General features: G+C 49.3%; 18 protein-coding genes. 7 read left to right on the top strand and 11 right to left on the bottom strand.

Annotation, left to right across the window (positions count from 1 at the left end; all coding sequences use genetic code 11):
- Positions 1-13: 13 nt before the first annotated feature.
- The 6 genes from dmsD to ACJHX7_RS04830 all read right to left on the bottom strand — a co-directional run bounded on the left by dmsD (position 14) and on the right by ACJHX7_RS04830 (position 7,569).
- Positions 14-628, bottom strand: coding sequence for a Tat proofreading chaperone DmsD (dmsD, locus tag ACJHX7_RS04805; protein ID WP_094029654.1), 615 nt, complete (start codon positions 626-628; stop codon positions 14-16).
- A gap of 42 nt (positions 629-670) precedes the next feature.
- Positions 671-1,525, bottom strand: a complete 855-nt coding sequence (gene ynfH / locus ACJHX7_RS04810) for a selenate reductase membrane anchor subunit YnfH (RefSeq protein ID WP_094029655.1) — start codon at positions 1,523-1,525, stop codon at positions 671-673.
- A gap of 1 nt (position 1,526) precedes the next feature.
- Positions 1,527-2,144, bottom strand: a complete 618-nt coding sequence (gene ynfG, locus ACJHX7_RS04815) for a DMSO reductase like molybdoenzyme iron-sulfur subunit YnfG (RefSeq protein ID WP_000213028.1) — start codon at positions 2,142-2,144, stop codon at positions 1,527-1,529.
- 10 nt (positions 2,145-2,154) lie between these two features.
- Complete coding sequence (ynfF, locus tag ACJHX7_RS04820; protein ID WP_077773446.1) at positions 2,155-4,578, bottom strand: selenate/tellurate reductase subunit YnfF; 2,424 nt, start codon at positions 4,576-4,578, stop codon at positions 2,155-2,157.
- Positions 4,579-4,638: 60 nt separating this feature from the next.
- Positions 4,639-7,065: a selenate/tellurate reductase subunit YnfE gene (ynfE, locus tag ACJHX7_RS04825; protein ID WP_410231532.1), complete on the bottom strand. Its 2,427-nt coding sequence runs from the start codon at positions 7,063-7,065 to the stop codon at positions 4,639-4,641.
- Positions 7,066-7,263: 198 nt separating this feature from the next.
- Positions 7,264-7,569 (bottom strand): DUF1161 domain-containing protein, encoded by a 306-nt coding sequence (locus ACJHX7_RS04830; RefSeq protein ID WP_001295396.1) that lies wholly within the window; start codon positions 7,567-7,569, stop codon positions 7,264-7,266.
- 107 nt (positions 7,570-7,676) lie between these two features.
- Here ACJHX7_RS04830 and ACJHX7_RS04835 point away from each other — a divergent pair, with 107 nt between their 5' ends.
- Entirely contained in the window at positions 7,677-8,387 is a 711-nt protein-coding gene (locus ACJHX7_RS04835; RefSeq protein WP_032142801.1) for a YnfC family lipoprotein, read from the top strand.
- 2 nt (positions 8,388-8,389) lie between these two features.
- On the opposite strand, the gene speG is transcribed toward ACJHX7_RS04835, so the two are convergent.
- Positions 8,390-8,950, bottom strand: a complete 561-nt coding sequence (gene speG, locus ACJHX7_RS04840; protein ID WP_001138584.1) for a spermidine N1-acetyltransferase — start codon at positions 8,948-8,950, stop codon at positions 8,390-8,392.
- A 34-nt stretch (positions 8,951-8,984) separates the two neighbouring features.
- A complete protein-coding gene (locus tag ACJHX7_RS04845; RefSeq protein WP_000705207.1) occupies positions 8,985-9,326 on the bottom strand; it encodes a DUF1283 family protein in 342 nt (113 codons plus the stop codon).
- A 134-nt stretch (positions 9,327-9,460) separates the two neighbouring features.
- Here ACJHX7_RS04845 and ACJHX7_RS04850 point away from each other — a divergent pair, with 134 nt between their 5' ends.
- The 5 genes from ACJHX7_RS04850 (at position 9,461) to ACJHX7_RS04870 (ending at position 15,212) form a co-directional block, all read left to right on the top strand.
- Positions 9,461-9,787: a YnfA family protein gene (locus ACJHX7_RS04850; RefSeq protein WP_001304355.1), complete on the top strand. Its 327-nt coding sequence runs from the start codon at positions 9,461-9,463 to the stop codon at positions 9,785-9,787.
- A 205-nt stretch (positions 9,788-9,992) separates the two neighbouring features.
- Positions 9,993-11,207, top strand: a complete 1,215-nt coding sequence (gene rspA / locus ACJHX7_RS04855) for a starvation-sensing protein RspA (RefSeq protein WP_001295394.1) — start codon at positions 9,993-9,995, stop codon at positions 11,205-11,207.
- Between the two features lie 11 nt (positions 11,208-11,218).
- Positions 11,219-12,238: a Zn-dependent oxidoreductase gene (locus ACJHX7_RS04860; RefSeq protein WP_094029657.1), complete on the top strand. Its 1,020-nt coding sequence runs from the start codon at positions 11,219-11,221 to the stop codon at positions 12,236-12,238.
- A gap of 57 nt (positions 12,239-12,295) precedes the next feature.
- Entirely contained in the window at positions 12,296-13,663 is a 1,368-nt protein-coding gene (gene ydfJ, locus ACJHX7_RS04865) for an MHS family MFS transporter YdfJ (protein WP_000151245.1), read from the top strand.
- An 88-nt stretch (positions 13,664-13,751) separates the two neighbouring features.
- Positions 13,752-15,212, top strand: coding sequence for a mannitol dehydrogenase family protein (locus ACJHX7_RS04870; RefSeq protein WP_410231533.1), 1,461 nt, complete (start codon positions 13,752-13,754; stop codon positions 15,210-15,212).
- Positions 15,213-15,247: 35 nt separating this feature from the next.
- On the opposite strand, the gene ydfZ is transcribed toward ACJHX7_RS04870, so the two are convergent.
- The 3 genes from ydfZ to ydfG form a co-directional block, all read right to left on the bottom strand.
- Positions 15,248-15,451, bottom strand: a complete 204-nt coding sequence (ydfZ, locus tag ACJHX7_RS04875; RefSeq protein ID WP_000214712.1) for a putative selenium delivery protein YdfZ — start codon at positions 15,449-15,451, stop codon at positions 15,248-15,250.
- Positions 15,452-15,627: 176 nt separating this feature from the next.
- Complete coding sequence (rspR, locus tag ACJHX7_RS04880; protein ID WP_000215553.1) at positions 15,628-16,314, bottom strand: DNA-binding transcriptional regulator rspR; 687 nt, start codon at positions 16,312-16,314, stop codon at positions 15,628-15,630.
- 88 nt (positions 16,315-16,402) lie between these two features.
- Positions 16,403-17,149, bottom strand: coding sequence for a bifunctional NADP-dependent 3-hydroxy acid dehydrogenase/3-hydroxypropionate dehydrogenase YdfG (gene ydfG / locus ACJHX7_RS04885; RefSeq protein WP_000636571.1), 747 nt, complete (start codon positions 17,147-17,149; stop codon positions 16,403-16,405).
- A 136-nt stretch (positions 17,150-17,285) separates the two neighbouring features.
- On the opposite strand from ydfG, the gene dcp reads away from it, so the two are divergent.
- Positions 17,286-19,331, top strand: a complete 2,046-nt coding sequence (gene dcp / locus ACJHX7_RS04890) for a peptidyl-dipeptidase Dcp (RefSeq protein ID WP_094030376.1) — start codon at positions 17,286-17,288, stop codon at positions 19,329-19,331.
- Positions 19,332-19,338: the final 7 nt, after the last annotated feature.

Below are 19,338 nucleotides of genomic sequence, written 5' to 3' on the forward strand. Positions count from 1 at the left end.
TATTACGGTGATCCTATCGAAAGAGTGGTTTAACCGCGACAGGAATCAACAGTTGTGATTGCCATTGCGCCAGCGTTAAGCGAGCCAGTTCACCCAGTGCACGGTAGAAAGGGTGTTCTGCTTTTTCGATAAAAACGTCAAGAAAACGTGTTGACCACGGAAAAAGGTGCCATGCCAGCAATTCTTCGCATTCTGTCTGGCGACCATTCTCCGCCAACCACGCAGCCATCAGCAGCAGTGAACCAAAATGATCTTCCGGTTCGTTTTGCTTCATTTCAAACTGAATGCCTTGCTCGCGCATCCACTGACGAAGTGCCAATGTTGAATCGCCAAACAGCACAGATTCGCGATCCAGCCAGACCGATCCCCACGGCGGTGACGGCAGTGCCCACGGGCCGACAAACAAACGCTGCCAGGCCTGGGCGTGAGTCTCTTCACTCTGTGTCTGAAAAGCAGTCACCAGCGGCGCTAATGACGCTTCTGGTAGAGGCCACTGAGTTTCCCAGCCGTCACGGGTGAGTACCGCAACCAGGGGGGCGGCTTCCGCACTCTCAGGAGCGTAATAAAACAGCGCGCCCAACACGCGCGCCGCGACAGAAAAATTATCTTGCTGTGAAAAATGGGTCATTCCTAACATCCTGAAATGTGCGGGTTGCCCCGCACCAATTTGTTAACCTGCAATAGCCATTCCTACCGTCATGTGCAGGCCATAAAAGAGCACACGCCCGATCATCTCACCGCCAAGAATGAGGATTAACCCCAGAATAAGTCCGGCAACGTGAGGTTCACGGCGACGAATGAGCGGACAAAGCCAGCATCCAAGACCTGCGCATAACAATACCACACGCCAGACCTGTAAGGAGGCGTAATCTGGTACCAGTACGCTGGCTTGTTGTACGGATGAGTGAATAGACGCCAGAGACAAACCTTGCAGCACAATCACCCCGGCACAAGCGATCAGCGCCAGAACGCTAATGATGGCAAATGGTGTGGTATTAAATGTAACGCGGGCTGCCCGCAGAATTGCGGCAGCAAGTATTGGACCGCTCAACAATACTGTCAGGAAGAAAGCCAGCGTAGTGTAACCGTTATGCCAGGTTGGCACTGTGTCGATTTGATACACGCAGGTCATCATCCAGACGAAAATGACGCCGAGCGCCATGCTGACAAGTAACCAGAGTTTCCCCAACGCTTGCGGCATTTTACCGATGACTGCCACCAGCCACCATAATCCGCCAACGGCAAAAAATATGGAACCGGCAGCAATCTCGTTACTCAGACCAGAATCTCCGATTCGATTCAGCGAGTTAAACGCCCGCAGTGGCGACCCCAGGTGCATGACAGAGGCAATAAACCCGATGCCCATCAACAGCCAGAGGAAAAACATGCCACGGACAATACGCTGACGGTCTGCGTCATTTTTGGCGGCGAACCAGCCAATTCCGCTAACAATCAGCGCGCCTACTACGCATTGACCCAATACGGTAAAGATAACCAGTGGCCATTCATGCCATCCATTTCCCATTTTACACTTCCTCCGGATTAGCCAGATAACCAGTGGTATCGCCGGTCGGGCGGCTGTTGGCGTTAGGTTTGATAACGATATTGGGTTTTGTGAAATGCGCGCGCGGCAGTGGCGCGACGGCAGCCAGAGTGCCGTGCTTCTGGCGCAGCTCTTCAATTGGACCGAATTCAAGTGCACGCAGCGGGCAGGATTCGACACATATGGGTTGTTTCCCCTCGGCGACGCGCGAATAACAACCATCGCACTTCGTCATGTGCCCTTTTTCAGCATTGTACTGTGGTGCGCCGTACGGACAAGCCATGTGGCAGTAGCGGCAGCCGATACAAACATCTTCATCAACCACCACAAAGCCATCTTCACGCTTATGCATTGCGCCGCTGGGGCAGACTTTTGTACATGCGGGGTCATCGCAATGGTTACAGGAGATGGAGAGATAATAAGCGAACACGTTCTGGTGCCAGACGCCATTATCTTCCTGCCAGTCGCCGCCAGCATATTCATAAATACGGCGGAAACTGACTTCCGGGCCAAGATCTTTAAAATCTTTGCATGCCAGTTCGCAGGTTTTACAGCCAGTACAGCGGCTGGAATCGATAAAAAATCCATATTGTGTGGTCATGGGCTACTCCTTAAACCTTTTCGATCTGGACAAGATTGCTGTGCGACGGGTTTCCCTTTGCCAGCGGTGAAGGGCGGTGCGAGGTCAGAATATTGATACTGCCGCCGTGATCGACCCGGTCACCAAACATATCCGCTTTAAGCCACGCACCTTGCCCGATGGCGGTAACGCCAGGCAGAATACGCGGAGTCACTTTCGCGGCAATCAACATTTCGCCATTATTGTTAAATACCCGCACGGTATCGCCATGACGGATACCGCGTGCCTGAGCATCAATAGGGTTGATCCACACCTCTTGTGGGCAGGCCTGCTGTAATACATCAATATTGCCGTAACTGGAGTGGGTACGCGCTTTGTAGTGGAAGCCCGTTAGCTGCAGTGGATAGGTTTTCCGCAGGGGATCGTCCCAGCCATCAAAACCTGGCGTATAAGCTGGAAGAGGATGAATAATTTCATCTTTTTTCAATTCCCAGGTATCCGCAATCTTCGCCAGTCGTTCAGAATAAATTTCGATTTTTCCCGAAGGTGTTTTCAATGGGTTTGCCTGTGGATCTTCACGGAATGCGCGGAAAGCGACGTAGTGTTCTTCCGGGCATTTTTTCTTAAAGATCCCGGTCGTTTTCATCTCCTCGTAGTCGGGCATCTCAGGGTTACGTTCCTTCGTTTTCGCATGGAGATATTTGATCCATTCATGCTGACTGCGACCTTCAGTAAAGGTTTGATAAACGTCTGGTCCTAAGCGTTTGGCGACTTCACTCAGCATCCAGTAGATGGGTTTGCGTTCAAATTTTGCTGAGGTTGCGGGTTGGGCGAGGATCACATAGCCCATATTCCCGGCAGATTCATGAGAGATAAGGTCTTCTTGCTCTGTTGGCATCAGGTCGGGCAACAGGATATCGCAATACTTAGCCGAGGCAGTCATGAAGTGGTCAATGCCAACAATCATCTCGCACTTGCTGTCATCCTGAAGCACCTCATGGGTGTGATTGATGTCGCCATGTTGATTGATCAATGTGTTACTGGCGTAGCACCATAAAAACTTGATGGGGACATCCAGTTTTTCTTTTCCACGAACACCATCACGGGTCGCGGTCATTTCCGTACCATGGTCGATGGCATCTGTCCATGTAAAGACGGAAATCTGCGTTTTAACAGGATTCTCGAGCATCGGGAACCATTCTACTCCCAGATCCCAGCTACCTTCGCGTACACCTGAGTTGCCGCCGTTTATGCCGACGTTACCGGTGAGAACGGAAAGCATGGCAATAGCGCGGGATGTTTGCTCGCCGTTGGAATGTCGTTGTGGCCCCCAACCCTGACAAATATAAGCCGGTTTTGCTGAACCGATCTCTCGTGCCAACTGGATAATTTTTTCTGCCGGGATGCTGGTGATTTTTGCTGCCCATTCCGGCGTTTTAGCTATGCCGTCAGGCCCTTCGCCCAGAATATAGGCTTTATAATGCGCGTTACGTGGTGCGTTGGCGGGCAGCGTTTTTTCATCGTAACCAACACAATATTTGTCGAGAAATGGCTGATCGACCATGTTTTCAGTAATCAGTACCCAGGCAATCGCACAGGCCAGTGCGCCATCGGTGCCAGGGCGAATGGGCAGCCATTCATCTTCACGTCCGGCAGCTGTGTCGTTATAACGTGGATCGATGACGATCATGCGTGCATTTGAACGTTCGCGGGCTTGCTCGACGTAGTAAGTGACACCACCGCCGCTCATCCGCGTTTCTGCCGGGTTATTTCCGAACATAACGACCAGTTTCGTATTGGCGATATCATCCGGGCTGTTGCCATCATTGGCACCGAACATATAACTCATCGCGGCACTGATCTGTGCGGTACTGTAGCTACCATAGCGACTGAGAAAACCACCGCAAGAGTTCATCAGACGGTACGGGACGTTCGAGTTGGTGATGTTTCCGCCATCTACGCCTGTTCCGTACAGGACATGTACAGCCTCATTGCCGTAATCTTTAAGGATCCGCCGAAGATTATCACTGATGGTATCCAGGGCTTCATCCCAACTTATCCGTTCAAATTTACCTTCACCGCGCTTGCCGACGCGCTTCATGGGATATTTCAACCTGTCAGGATGATTCATCCGTCGACGGATAGAGCGCCCGCGTAAACACGCTCGAACCTGATGATTACCGTAGACGTCGTCACCTGTCGTATCAGACTCCACCCAGTACACGGTGTCATCTTTCACATGCAAACGTAACAGACAGCGGCTCCCGCAGTTAACGGTGCAGGAACTCCAGACCGCTTTCTCTTCTACCGGTGCCTGTGCCGCTCGGACCATTTGGGAAAACGGCAAAGTGAAAGCACTGCTTGCCAGCGCGAGACTGCCAAGTGCGGAGGTTTTCATCAGACTTCTACGACTGATTTCAGCCTTCATGAGCGCCTCTGTGGTATGGATTTTCATCATTACTCACTTATTGCTTTTCAAACAAAATGCCATGTCAAAATTTATGGTCGTAGTGGGTTATATTTTTTCGATCTCGACCAGATTAGTGTGCTGCGGGTTTCCCTTCGCCAGTGGTGAAGGGCGCAGAGTGGTTAGCGTATTCACACAGCCGCCGTGGTCGATTTTATCGCCAGACATATTGGCCTCGTGCCAGGCTCCCTGGCCCATAGCACTAACTCCAGGGAGAATGCGTGGTGTCACTTTGGCTGGTAGCCGAACTTCGCCACGATGGTTAAACACCCGCACCATATCGCCGTTGGCAATCCCACGTTTCTGTGCGTCTATAGGGTTGATCCACACCTCCTGACGGCAGGCAGCCTTCAGGACATCAATGTTGCCGTAGGTCGAGTGAGTACGGGATTTGTAATGGAAACCAAACAGTTGCAGTGGAAAGGTACTCCGTTCAGGGGAGTCCCAGCCTTCAAAGGTTGAGGCATAAACCGGCAGTGGGCTTATCACTTCATCTTTTTCCAGTTCCCAGGTACGGGCAATTTCCGCCAGCTTGCTGGAATAAATTTCAATCTTACCGGAAGGCGTTTTAAGTGGATTTGCCTCGGGGTCGTCACGAAATGCTTTGTAGGCGACAAAATGACCATTGGGATCTTTACGCTTGTAGATACCCATTTTTTTTAATTCGTCGTATGACGGTAACGCCGGATCTTTGGCAAGCATTTTGGCGTACAGATGTTGTAACCATTGTTCCTGAGTGCGACCTTCAGTGAACTTTTGATAGACGTCAGGTCCAAGACGTTTCGCGACTTCACTCAGGATCCAGTAAATCGGTTTGCGTTCGAATTTTTCGCTGGTGACAGGCTGGAGGAAAATGAGATATCCCATGTTACCGGCGTAGTCGTTAGGAATAATATCTTCCTGCTCAACGGTCATCAGGTCTGGCAGCAGAATGTCGGCATATTTTGCCGATGAGGTCATAAAGTTTTCGATGACTACAATCATTTCGCATTTCGATTCGTCCTGCAGAATTTCATGCGTTTTGTTGATGTCAGAATGCTGATTAACGAGGGTATTTCCCGCGTAGTTCCAGATGAACATAATGGGCACATCCAGTTTATCTTTGCCCCGGACGCCGTCGCGGATTGCCGTCATTTGCGGGCCATGATCGATAGCATCCGTCCAGCTGAAGCAGGAGATTGACGTTTTGACCGGATTATCCAGCACCGGCAGGCGTTCTATGGTAATGGTATAGGTCGATTCACGCGCGCCACTATTTCCGCCGCTGATGCCGACATTGCCCGTCAAAATAGGCAACATAGCAATAGCGCGTGCGGTCAGCTCACCGTTTGCCTGGCGTTGCGGCCCCCAGCCCTGGCAGATATAAGCGGGTTTTGCTGTGCCAATTTCACGCGCCAGTTTGATGATACGGTCTACCGGGATACCTGTAATTTGCGAAGCCCACTGCGGCGTTTTCGCTGTTTTATCATCACCTTCACCAAGAATATAGGCTTTATAGTGACCATTTTTGGGTGCATCTGCGGGTAAGGTTTTTTCGTCATAGCCGACGCAGTATTTATCGAGAAAAGGTTGATCAACGAGATTTTCGTTAATCAATACCCAGGCAATACCCGCAACCAGCGCGGCATCGGTGCCCGGGCGAATAGGAAGCCATTCGTCTTCACGACCGGCAGCCGTATCGGTATATCGCGGATCGATAACAATCATTTTTGCGTTCGATTTTTCGCGCGCTTTTTCAAGAAGATAAGTGATGCCACCACCGCTCATGCGGGTTTCTGCCGGGTTGTTACCAAACATCACGACCAGCTTGCTGTTTTCAATATCCGTGGTGCTGTTGCCATCATTACTGCCGTAGGTGTAGGGCATGGCACAGGAAATTTGCGCGGTGCTGTAGGAGCCATACTGATTGAGTGAACCGCCGTAGCAGTTCATCAGGCGTTTGACCGCCGAGGCTGATGGTGAAGAGCGGGTCATATTGCCGCCAACAATCCCCGAAGAGTACTGAATATATACAGCCTCATTGCCATATTGTTCGACGGTTTTTTTCAGGCTACTGGCGATAGTATCCAGGGCTTCATCCCAGCTAATCCGTTCGAATTTGCCTTCGCCACGTTTGCCCACGCGTTTCATTGGGTAATTCAAGCGATCGGGATGATTAATACGTCGACGGATGGACCGACCGCGCAAACAGGCGCGTACTTGATGATTGCCATACTCGTCGTTGCCGGTGTTGTCAGTTTCCACCCAAGTGACTTCATTATCTTTAACATGTAGACGAAGTGCACAGCGGCTACCACAGTTGACGGAACAGGCACCCCAGACCACTTTCTCGCTGGCCTGTTGTACCGCTGCCGCTGCACTGCGCAGGGTGAACGGTAAAGAAAAACCGCCTGCAGCCAGCGCCAGAGAACCTATCGCGGTAGATTTAACGAGTGTTCTGCGGCTGATGCCCACCATTTGTTCATTTTTGGACATAACTCACTCCCTGTTCTTTATCGTTATATAAAAGTTTATATATTGAATATTTAGCGCGCTAACAATAGAGGGAGTCTACCTATTTTGGGTTAAGAATTATTAATCCATATCAATAGAAGGGTATGAGTAATAAGGTGGGATTATGTTGTATGTTCAAATCGCCGGATGTGTCGTATCCGGCGTTCAGTCGATAATGTGTTACTGCGGTTCGGCAGGCGCGCCATCCTGGGTAGACTGCGCGGGAGCAGAGACGTTACCGCTGGTGGTACGGGTGTAGAGAATTTTATGCGTATCATTAGCGCAATGCCCGACGACCTGGGAATCAGGCTGATCAACCTGGTCATTGGGTACAATACTTAACGTGAAGCTGCTTTCGGGTACGCCATTATTGATAATGCGCTGTGATATATCGCTCTGTATGCGCTCGCAGGATCCCGGCGCGGCGAGTACCGCGGGTGAGGCGAGGGCGAGCAGAAGCGCGGCACAGCAGGTTGAGAGTTTCATCATAAGCTCCTTACGCGAAGATAACTTCTTTAAGCATAGCATTTAACGTGTAAAGTACTGTATTTGCTACTATGATTGAGAATCATCTCTACTCTCAGGTGACTGTTGTGAAATACAAATTACTGCCATGCTTACTCGCGATATTCCTCACAGGATGTGACCGCACAGAGGTAACACTTTCATTTACCCCGGAGATGGCCAGTTTCTCTAATGAATTCGATTTTGATCCGCTGCGTGGTCCCGTAAAAGATTTCACTCAGACATTAATGGATGAGCAAGGTGAAGTGACGAAACGTGTTTCGGGGACTTTGTCGGAAGAAGGCTGTTTTGATTCTCTCGAATTACTGGATCTGGAAAATAATACCGTGGTTGCCCTGGTACTGGACGCCAATTATTACCGTGATGCCCAGACACTGGAGAAAAGAGTTCGTTTGCAGGGAAAATGCCAGCTAGCAGAATTACCTTCTGCCGGGGTGAGTTGGGAAACCGATGATAATGGCTTTGTGATTAAAGCCAGCAGCAAACAGATGCAGATGGAATATCGCTATGATGATCAGGGTTATCCGCTGGGTAAAACCACGAAAAGTAACGACAAAACATTATCTGTTAGCGCTACGCCATCAACGGATCCGATCAAAAAATTAGATTACACAGCGGTTACTTTACTGAATAATCAACGGGTTGGTAATGTAAAACAGAGCTGTGAATATGACAGTTACGCCAATCCGGTAGACTGTCAGCTAATCATTGTTGATGAAGGAGTAAAACCCGCCGTCGAACGGGTTTACACCATCAAAAATACTATCGATTATTATTAATGCTATTGTGCGGTCGGCTTCAGGAGAGTCTGACCCGGTGTTTTGTGCTCTGCCAGATACTGATGCTGGAATATGCACATGCGAATGGCATTCCGATATTGACCATTAATAAAGAACTCATGCATCAATTCACCTTCAACCGTAAAGCCAAGCTTGCGGTAAATGTGAATCGCTTTTTCATTCTCTTTATCGACGATCAGATACAGCTTATAGAGATTGAGAACGGTGAAGCCATAGTCCATTGCTAATTTTGCGGCACGCGTTGCCAGACCTTTCCCCTGATATTCCGGGGAGATAATTATCTGAAATTCTGCGCGGCGATGAACATGGTTAATTTCCACCAGTTCCACCAGACCGGCTTTTTCGCCGTCACATTCCACCACAAAGCGCCGTTCGCTCTGATCGTGAATATGCTTATCGTACAGATCAGAGAGTTCAACAAAGGCTTCGTAGGGTTCCTCAAACCAGTAACGCATCACACTGGCGTTATTGTCGAGTTGATGTACATAGCGTAAATCTTCACGCTCCAGCGGGCGTAGCTTAACACTGTGGGCGCTTGGCATAACGTGTCCTTACATTCCTTAAATCAATAACAGGTTAGGGGGTAATAACGCGGCCAGTTCGACGGTCCAGGCAGCGCAAAGTATTTGGCTCCCAGTAGGCATTGATGTTGGCGCTTTGCTCACATTTATCGCGGTTATCAAAAGCGGCGTCGGCTTTATCCCACTCTTTTTCAGTGCGTTTATTCACTTTCTGGCGCAGATTGCGCGTGTCATTCCATTGCTCTTTTTCCATAGCGGCGTGCTGGCGGCTTTGTGCACTGTCGCCAGACTCAATCACCAGTTTGTTAGTTTCGGCATGAACAGTTGTGCTCAATGCCAGTGTGCAAGGCAGCAGAAAAGCGAGCAGGCCGATTCGTTTGCTGAGAGTGATTTTCATAATTCATTCCCTGTATGAATGATTAAAGCTGATTCTACACCATCCACTGCGAACGCAAAACGTTCAAGGAGGGTGTTTATATTGATGATATTATGTCGTCCTATAACTATACATGATGTCAATAAGTGACAAAGATGATTAAAACAACGTTACTATTTTTTGCTACTGCGCTGTGTGAAATTATTGGGTGCTTTTTGCCCTGGCTGTGGTTGAAGCGAAACGCCAGTATCTGGCTGTTGCTTCCGGCAGGGATTTCACTGGCGCTGTTTGTCTGGTTGTTAACGTTGCATCCTGCGGCGAGTGGGCGTGTTTACGCGGCTTATGGTGGCGTTTATGTCTGCACGGCGTTGATTTGGCTGCGCGTTGTGGATGGCGTGAAACTGACTCTTTATGACTGGACGGGGGCGTTGATTGCGCTATGCGGCATGTTGATCATTGTTGCGGGCTGGGGGCGCACGTAGGAACATAAATCCATTTTATCAATAAGATACGAGGAAGTGTCAGCTGACAAAAGGTATTCTATTTCATCTTTTGTCAACCATTCACGGCGCAAATATACGCCTTTTTTTGTGATCACTCCGGCTTTTTTTGATCTTCATACTTGTATGGTAGTAGCTCGGTTGCGTAAATTTCATGCATCACGACAAGCGATGCAAGGAATCGAACATGAAGATCGTAAAGGCTGAAGTTTTTGTTACCTGTCCGGGGCGTAATTTCGTCACATTAAAAATCACCACTGAGGACGGTATTACGGGCCTTGGGGATGCCACCCTAAATGGACGTGAGCTTTCCGTGGCCTCTTATTTGCAGGATCACCTTTGTCCGCAGCTTATTGGTCGCGATGCACACCGTATCGAAGATATCTGGCAGTTTTTCTATAAAGGTGCTTACTGGCGTCGCGGTCCGGTTACGATGTCGGCCATTTCAGCGGTTGATATGGCGCTGTGGGATATTAAAGCCAAAGCAGCCAACATGCCGCTTTACCAGTTACTCGGCGGCGCGTCTCGTGAAGGGGTGATGGTTTATTGCCATACCACCGGTCACAGTATTGATGAAGCTCTGGATGATTATGCCCGTCATCAGGAGCTGGGATTCAAAGCCATCCGCGTGCAGTGCGGAATCCCTGGTATGAAAACCACCTATGGCATGTCGAAAGGTAAAGGTCTGGCTTATGAACCCGCAACCAAAGGACAGTGGCCGGAAGAGCAGCTGTGGTCGACGGAGAAATACCTCGATTTCATGCCGAAATTGTTTGACGCGGTACGTAACAAGTTTGGTTTTAATGAACATTTGCTGCATGACATGCACCATCGCTTAACGCCTATTGAAGCGGCGCGCTTTGGTAAAAGCATTGAAGATTATCGCATGTTCTGGATGGAAGACCCGACGCCTGCGGAAAACCAGGAGTGTTTCCGCCTGATTCGCCAACACACCGTCACGCCAATTGCAGTGGGTGAAGTCTTCAACAGCATCTGGGACTGCAAACAGCTGATTGAAGAACAACTTATCGACTATATCCGCACCACGCTGACTCACGCGGGGGGGATTACCGGTATGCGCCGGATTGCCGATTTTGCTTCGTTGTATCAGGTACGTACTGGCTCACACGGTCCTTCCGATTTGTCACCAGTCTGCATGGCTGCGGCGCTGCACTTTGATCTGTGGGTCCCCAATTTCGGTGTCCAGGAGTACATGGGTTATTCCGAACAAATGCTTGAAGTCTTCCCGCACAACTGGACTTTCGATAACGGCTATATGCATCCGGGAGACAAACCGGGTCTTGGCATCGAATTCGATGAAAAGCTGGCGGCGAAATATCCCTATGAACCTGCTTATCTGCCAGTCGCACGTCTGGAAGATGGCACGCTGTGGAACTGGTAAGGAGTAAGATAATGAAAAGCATTTTAATTGAAAAACCGAATCAACTGGCAATTATCGAACGCGAAATACCCACCCCGTCAGCGGGTGAAGTACGAGTAAAAGTGAAACTTGCCGGAATTTGTGGTTCAGATAGCCATATTTATCGTGGGCATAATCCTTTTGCGAAATATCCGCGCGTCATTGGTCATGAATTCTTTGGCGTCATTGATGCAGTGGGTGAAGGCGTGGAAAGCGCCAGAGTCGGTGAACGCGTTGCTGTCGATCCGGTGGTCAGCTGTGGGCATTGCTATCCGTGCTCTATAGGTAAGCCGAACGTTTGTACGACACTGGCTGTATTAGGTGTGCACGCTGACGGTGGTTTCAGTGAATATGCCGTGGTGCCGGCAAAAAATGCGTGGAAAATTCCTGAAGCAGTGGCCGATCAATATGCGGTGATGATTGAACCTTTTACCATTGCGGCTAACGTTACCGGTCATGGTCAACCGACTGAAAATGATACCGTTCTGGTTTACGGTGCAGGTCCAATCGGCCTGACGATCGTTCAGGTATTAAAAGGCGTCTATAACGTTAAGAATGTGATTGTTGCCGATCGCATTGATGAACGACTGGAAAAAGCGAAAGAGAGCGGGGCAGACTGGGCGATTAATAACAGCCAGACACCGCTTAGCGAGAGTTTCGCTGAAAAAGGCATCAAGCCGACATTAATTATCGATGCGGCTTGTCATCCTTCAATCCTGAAAGAAGCCGTAACGCTGGCTTCTCCAGCGGCACGTATTGTATTGATGGGCTTCTCCAGTGAACCGTCTGAAGTGATTCAGCAAGGAATTACCGGAAAAGAACTCTCTATTTTCTCTTCACGCTTAAATGCAAATAAATTCCCGGTCGTTATCGACTGGTTAAGTAAAGGGTTAATTAAACCAGAAAAACTAATTACCCATACGTTTGATTTCCAGCATGTTGCTGATGCCATTAGTTTATTTGAACAGGATCAAAAGCATTGCTGCAAAGTCTTACTCACTTTTTCTGAATAATACCAATAACGGCGAGTAAGTAGTACGCATCTTACCTCTTTTTTAGAGATAACCATTATGACAATAGAAAAACACGAAAGAAGCACTAAGGATTTGGTGAAAGCAGCAGTATCGGGATGGCTGGGCACTGCGCTTGAATTTATGGATTTCCAGTTATATTCGCTCGGCGCAGCGTTAGTGTTTCATGAAATATTTTTTCCTGAATCATCAACGGCAATGGCGTTAATTCTGGCAATGGGAACCTACGGTGCAGGTTATGTGGCGCGTATTGTCGGAGCATTTATTTTCGGCAAAATGGGCGACAGAATCGGGCGTAAAAAAGTGCTCTTTATTACCATCACCATGATGGGGATCTGTACCACCTTAATTGGTGTGCTGCCGACCTATGCACAAATTGGTGTGTTTGCGCCAATTTTGCTGGTGACGCTGCGTATTATTCAGGGGCTGGGGGCAGGCGCGGAAATTTCCGGTGCTGGTACGATGCTGGCGGAATATGCGCCAAAAGGTAAGCGCGGAATTATCTCCTCATTTGTTGCTATGGGGACTAACTGCGGAACCTTGAGCGCAACGGCAATCTGGGCCTTTATGTTCTTCATTCTCAGTAAAGAGGAACTGCTGGCGTGGGGATGGCGTATACCGTTCCTGGCGAGCGTTGTCGTGATGGTCTTTGCTATCTGGTTGCGTATGAATCTGAAAGAAAGCCCGGTCTTTGAGAAGGTTAACGACAGCAACCAACCGACAGCAAAACCTGCACCTGCTGGTAGCATGTTCCAGAGCAAATCCTTCTGGCTGGCAACAGGGCTGCGTTTTGGTCAGGCTGGTAACTCCGGTTTAATTCAGACTTTCCTTGCAGGCTATTTAGTGCAGACGTTATTGTTTAACAAAGCAATTCCAACAGATGCATTGATGATCAGTTCGATTCTCGGCTTTATGACCATTCCGTTCCTTGGTTGGTTATCCGATAAAATAGGTCGCCGGATCCCGTATATTATTATGAATACCTCTGCGATTGTGCTGGCGTGGCCAATGCTTTCTATCATCGTAGATAAAAGCTATGCCCCGAGCACCATTATGGTTGCACTGATTGTGATTCATAACTGTGCGGTGCTGGGATTATTTGCTCTGGAAAACATTACCATGGCAGAAATGTTCGGCTGTAAAAACCGCTTTACCCGGATGGCTATTTCTAAAGAAATTGGTGGTCTTATCGCTTCCGGTTTTGGTCCTATCCTGGCGGGTATTTTCTGCACCATGACGGAATCCTGGTATCCGATCGCCATTATGATCATGGCATATTCAGTGATTGGTTTAATCTCTGCGCTGAAAATGCCAGAAGTGAAAGACCGTGATTTAAGTGCGCTGGAAGACGCTGCGGAAGATCAACCGCGTGTTGTAACAGCAGCGCAACCTTCCAGAAGTCTTTAAATCCTCAATCCCTTCTCTTACCGGAGAGGGGATTTTTATTCATATAACAAAACATGCAGCTTGCCATATTTAAATTTAAGGAATTGTTATGGGAAATAATTTGTTATCAGCAAAAGCGACGCTCCCTGTTTATGATCGTAATAACCTGGCCCCAAGAATTGTTCATTTAGGCTTTGGTGCATTTCACCGTGCGCATCAGGGTGTGTATGCCGATATTCTTGCTACGGAACATTTCAGTGACTGGGGATATTATGAGGTCAATTTAATCGGCGGCGAACAGCAAATTGCCGATTTACAACAGCAAGATAATCTTTATACCGTTGCGGAAATGTCGGCCGATGCGTGGACGGCTCGCGTCGTTGGCGTCGTTAAAAAAGCCTTGCACGTACAGATTGATGGCTTAGAAACCGTGTTGGCTGCGATGTGTGAACCGCAAATCGCGATTGTCTCTCTGACAATCACCGAAAAAGGGTATTTCCACTCTCCGGCGACCGGACAGTTAATGCCCGATCACCCGATGGTCGTTGCCGACGTACAAAATCCCCACCAGCCGAAAACTGCAATAGGGGTGATTGTCGAGGCGCTGGCTCGCCGTAAAGCGGCAGGACTTCCCGCATTTACCGTCATGTCATGTGACAACATGCCAGAAAACGGTCATGTTATGCGTGACGTTGTCACTTCCTACTCGCAAGCTGTTGATGTAAAACTGGCACAATGGATCGAAGAAAACGTGACTTTCCCATCAACAATGGTGGACCGTATTGTGCCCGCAGTGACAGAGGATACGCTGGCGAAAATCGAACAACTTACCGGTGTGCGCGATCCTGCTGGCGTTGCCTGTGAACCTTTCCGCCAGTGGGTAATAGAAGATAACTTTGTTGCCGGACGTCCGGAATGGGAAAAAGCGGGAGCCGAACTGGTTAGTGATGTGCTGCCTTATGAAGAGATGAAGTTGCGCATGCTCAACGGCAGTCATTCATTCCTGGCGTATCTGGGTTATCTTGCCGGATATCAGCACATTAATGACTGCATGGAAGATGAACATTATCGTCATGCAGCGTATGCCTTGATGTTGCAGGAACAAGCGCCGACGTTGAAAGTGCAGGGCGTTGATTTGCAAGATTACGCTAACCGATTAATTGAACGCTATAGCAACCCGGCGCTACGTCACCGAACCTGGCAGATTGCGATGGATGGCAGCCAGAAATTGCCACAGCGGATGTTGGATTCTGTTCGCTGGCATCTGGCGCATGACAGCAAGTTCGATCTGCTGGCGCTGGGCGTCGCGGGTTGGATGCGCTATGTCGGTGGTGTTGATGAACAGGGAAATCCGATTGAAATCAGTGATCCACTGTTACCTGTTATTCAGAAGGCTGTACAAAGTAGTGCCGAAGGGAAAGCGCGCGTCCAGTCATTGCTGGCGATTAAGGCGATCTTTGGTGATGATTTGCCAGACAATAGCTTGTTTACTGCAAAAGTGACGGAAGCGTACTTGTCTTTATTAGCGCATGGTGCGAAAGCGACCGTGGCGAAATATTCCGTGAAGTAAAAAAAGCAATGCCGCCATCGGCGGCATTCACACGCTTAGTTCATGCCGAGACGAATCAGGTCCAGAGGTGCCAGTTTCTCTTCACAACCTTCAACAACTACGGTTTTTCCGCGACGGATTTGCTCAGCGGTCAGACCTTCAGTATCAATCGACAGGATCTTGCCAGTGTGACCGGTGCCGCTAACCATAACACGGCTGCCAGTGGTGATTGCGTTACGGTTACGATCGTAGGTCGTCATAGGTGTTTTCTCCTTTCTGATTTACAGTCGAAGCCCACGTAACGGGCGCAATATAAATACTCCTGTCGAGTGAAATATTTTTTGTTTTTGATCAAGCTCACATCTTTTTTGATGCATGCATGAGCCATATGACGGAGGGAAAAACTCTCACCCCGGATGGGATGAGAGGAAATGAATTACTCTTCGCTAAACCAGTCGCTGTTTTCCTGACGGATCTGGCGCACGGATTCGCTGATTTCCTGCAAATGTTGCGTCATTGCACGTTCTACCGCATCGCCATCACGTTTTTGCAGGGCAGAGAAAATCTCAAGATGCTGGCGTAACAGCATTTCTGGTGGAGAAACGTGGTCGAAACTCATATAGCGCACGCGATCAACGGTCGCTTTCAGGTTCTCAATGGTATCCCACGCCAGTTGACAGTCGGCAATCTGGGTCAGGAGTTGATGGAAGTTGTCATCAAGTTCAAAAAAATCATCCAGTTGCTTGCGCTCAATGGCAATGCGTTGCTGGTGAAGATTTTGTTCCAGTTGGTAGCACTGGCTTTCGGTAATCATGCTCGCCGCCCGACGCGCCACCGCGCACTCAATGGCCTGACGGATAAAACTGCCGTTGCGCACCTGGGCCATGGAAATTTTGTTGACGTAGCTGCCACGCTGCGGACGAATTTGAATCAGGCCGTTTTCCGCCAGTTTAATAAAGGCTTCACGAACCGGCTGGCGTGACACATTGAAACGAACAGAAACTTCTTTTTCCGACAACGGTGTGCCTGGAGCAATCAGGCAATGGACAATGTCGCGACGAAGAATACGATAAATCTGCTGATTGACAGGCTGTGTGGGATTAAGTTGCGTTTCGACGGTCATTCGTTCTTGCTTGTGAGTGAGTTAACTGCATGAGTCTACCACTTTTTTGTGACAAGCAATAACCCGGCAGTTACGCCGGGTATAAAAATTACTGACGGTGGACATTCAGTCCGGCATAGCTTTGGGTAACCGGCATCATTTCCAGGGTATTGATATTGACGTGAGCAGGCAGCGTTGACACCCACCAGACGGCTTCGCTGACATCTTCTGGCGTCAATGCAACGGTATTTTGATAGGTTTTTTCCGCTTTACCGTCATCGCCTTTAAAGCGGACATTGGAAAACTCGGTGCCACCCACCAGACCCGGTTCGATGTCGGTGACGCGCACCGCCGTACCATGCAGGTCCGTACGCAGATTCAGGCTAAACTGACGAACAAACGCTTTCGTCGCACCGTAAACGTTACCACCGGCATACGGCCAGCTGCCTGCCGTTGAGCCAATGTTAATAATATGACCATGATTACGTTCAACCATACCCGGTAAGACGGCGCGCGTCATATATACCAGGCCTTTGTTGTTGGTATCAATCATCGTTTCCCAGTCTTCAACGCTGGCTTTATGCGCAGGCTCCATGCCCAACGCCAGACCGGCATTATTTACCAGGATATCAATATTGCACCACTCGGCAGGAAGCGATGCCAGCATCTCTTCAATAGCGGCGCGGTTGCGAACGTCCAGTTGGGCGATATACAGATTATCTCCCAGTTCGTCTTTTAACTCCTGCAACCGCTCCTGGCGACGGCCAGTGGCGATAACTTTATGCCCTTGTTGAATAAAACGACGAGTAATGCATTCACCAAAACCTGCCGTTGCTCCAGTTACTAAAACGATCATCTCACTGTTCCTCAACGCTTTTGTGTGTCAATAACATAGCACGTGATGCTTAAGAGCGGGTAATACTGGTTTGCAAGATTGCACTCCGTTATCAGTAAGCCTACGCTATGGAACACCTCGCGTTCAGGAGAAGAAAATGACAACAATGAATCCTTTCCTTGTGCAAAGCACACTGCCGTATCTGGCTCCCCATTTTGATCAAATTGCCAATCATCACTATCGCCCGGCATTCGATGAGGGAATGCAGCAAAAGCGGGCAGAAATTGCTGCCATCGCGCTTAACCCGCAAACACCTGATTTCAACAATACTATTCTGGCACTGGAACAAAGCGGAGAATTACTTACCCGCGTTACCAGCGTCTTTTTTGCGATGACTGCAGCGCATACCAATGATGAATTACAGCGTCTTGATGAACAGTTTTCCGCTGAACTGGCGGAACTTGCGAATGATATCTATCTGAACGGGGAATTATTCGCGCGGGTAGATGCTGTCTGGCAGCGCCGTGAATCCCTGGGGCTTGATAGTGAATCCATCCGCCTGGTGGAGGTGATTCATCAACGTTTTGTCCTTGCCGGAGCCAAACTTAAGCAAGCTGATAAAGCAAAATTAAAAGTACTGAATACAGAAGCTGCGACCCTGACCAGCCAGTTTAACCAGCGGTTACTGGCAGCAAATAAATCCGGCGGTCTGGTTGTGAACGATATCGCGCAGCTGGCAGGAATGAGTGAGCAAGAGATTGCGCTGGCGGCAGAGGCGGCTCGCGAGAAAGGTCTGTATAACAAATGGCTGATTCCGCTGCTGAATACCACCCAACAACCAGCGCTTGCTGAACTGTGCGATCGCGCGACGCGTGAAAAACTGTTTACTGCGGGCTGGATGCGAGCGGAAAAAAATGATGCCAATGACACCCGCGCTATCATTCAACGTCTGGTGGAGATCCGCGCGCAGCAGGCGAAACTGCTTGGTTTTCCTCATTATGCCGCATGGAAAATCGCCGATCAGATGGCAAAAACGCCAGAAGCAGCGCTCAACTTTATGCGGGAAATTGTTCCAGCGGCGCGTCAACGTGCGAGCGATGAGTTAGCCTCCATACAGGCGATTATTGATAAGCAGCAGGGCGGGTTTAGCGCGCAGCCGTGGGACTGGGCATTTTATGCCGAGCAGGTAAGACGTGAGAAATTCGATCTCGATGAAGCGCAGCTCAAGCCTTATTTCGAATTAAACACGGTGTTGAATGAAGGCGTATTCTGGACTGCGAATCAGCTCTTCGGTATTAAGTTTGTCGAACGTTTTGATATTCCTGTCTACCATCCTGACGTTCGTGTGTGGGAAATTTTTGATCATAATGGCGTGGGGCTGGCGTTATTTTACGGTGATTTCTTCGCCCGTGATTCAAAAAGCGGCGGCGCATGGATGGGCAATTTTGTTGAGCAATCAACGCTTAATGAAACGCATCCGGTAATTTATAACGTCTGCAATTATCAGAAACCCGCAGCTGGGGAGCCTGCGTTGTTACTCTGGGATGATGTAATAACCTTATTCCATGAATTTGGTCATACGCTGCACGGCCTTTTTGCCTGCCAGCGTTATGCCACGCTTTCCGGCACCAACACGCCGCGTGATTTTGTCGAATTTCCGTCGCAAATCAACGAACACTGGGCAACGCATCCGCAGGTATTCGCTCGCTACGCCCGGCATTATCAGAGCGGGGCAGCGATGCCTGACGAACTGCAACAGAAAATGCGTAATGCCAGCCTGTTCAATAAAGGGTATGAGATGAGCGAACTGCTTAGCGCCGCACTTCTCGATATGCGCTGGCATTGCCTGGAAGAAAACGAAGCAATGCAGGATGTCGATGATTTCGAATTGCGGGCGCTGGTGGCGGAAAATATGGATCTTCCCGCTATACCGCCACGCTATCGCAGCAGTTATTTCGCCCATATTTTTGGTGGCGGATATGCCGCGGGTTATTACGCTTATCTGTGGACGCAAATGTTGGCCGATGATGGTTATCAGTGGTTTGTTGAGCAGGGCGGATTAACGCGTGAAAATGGGCTGCGTTTTCGCGAGGCGATCCTTTCCAGAGGTAACAGCGAGGATCTGGAACGCCTGTATCGACAATGGCGCGGTAAGGCACCTCAGATTATGCCGATGCTGCAACATCGTGGCTTGAACGTATAAACACCAC

This window comes from Escherichia sp. WS1451, from assembly GCF_046487365.1.
In the GTDB taxonomy this organism is placed as follows: domain Bacteria; phylum Pseudomonadota; class Gammaproteobacteria; order Enterobacterales; family Enterobacteriaceae; genus Escherichia; species Escherichia coli.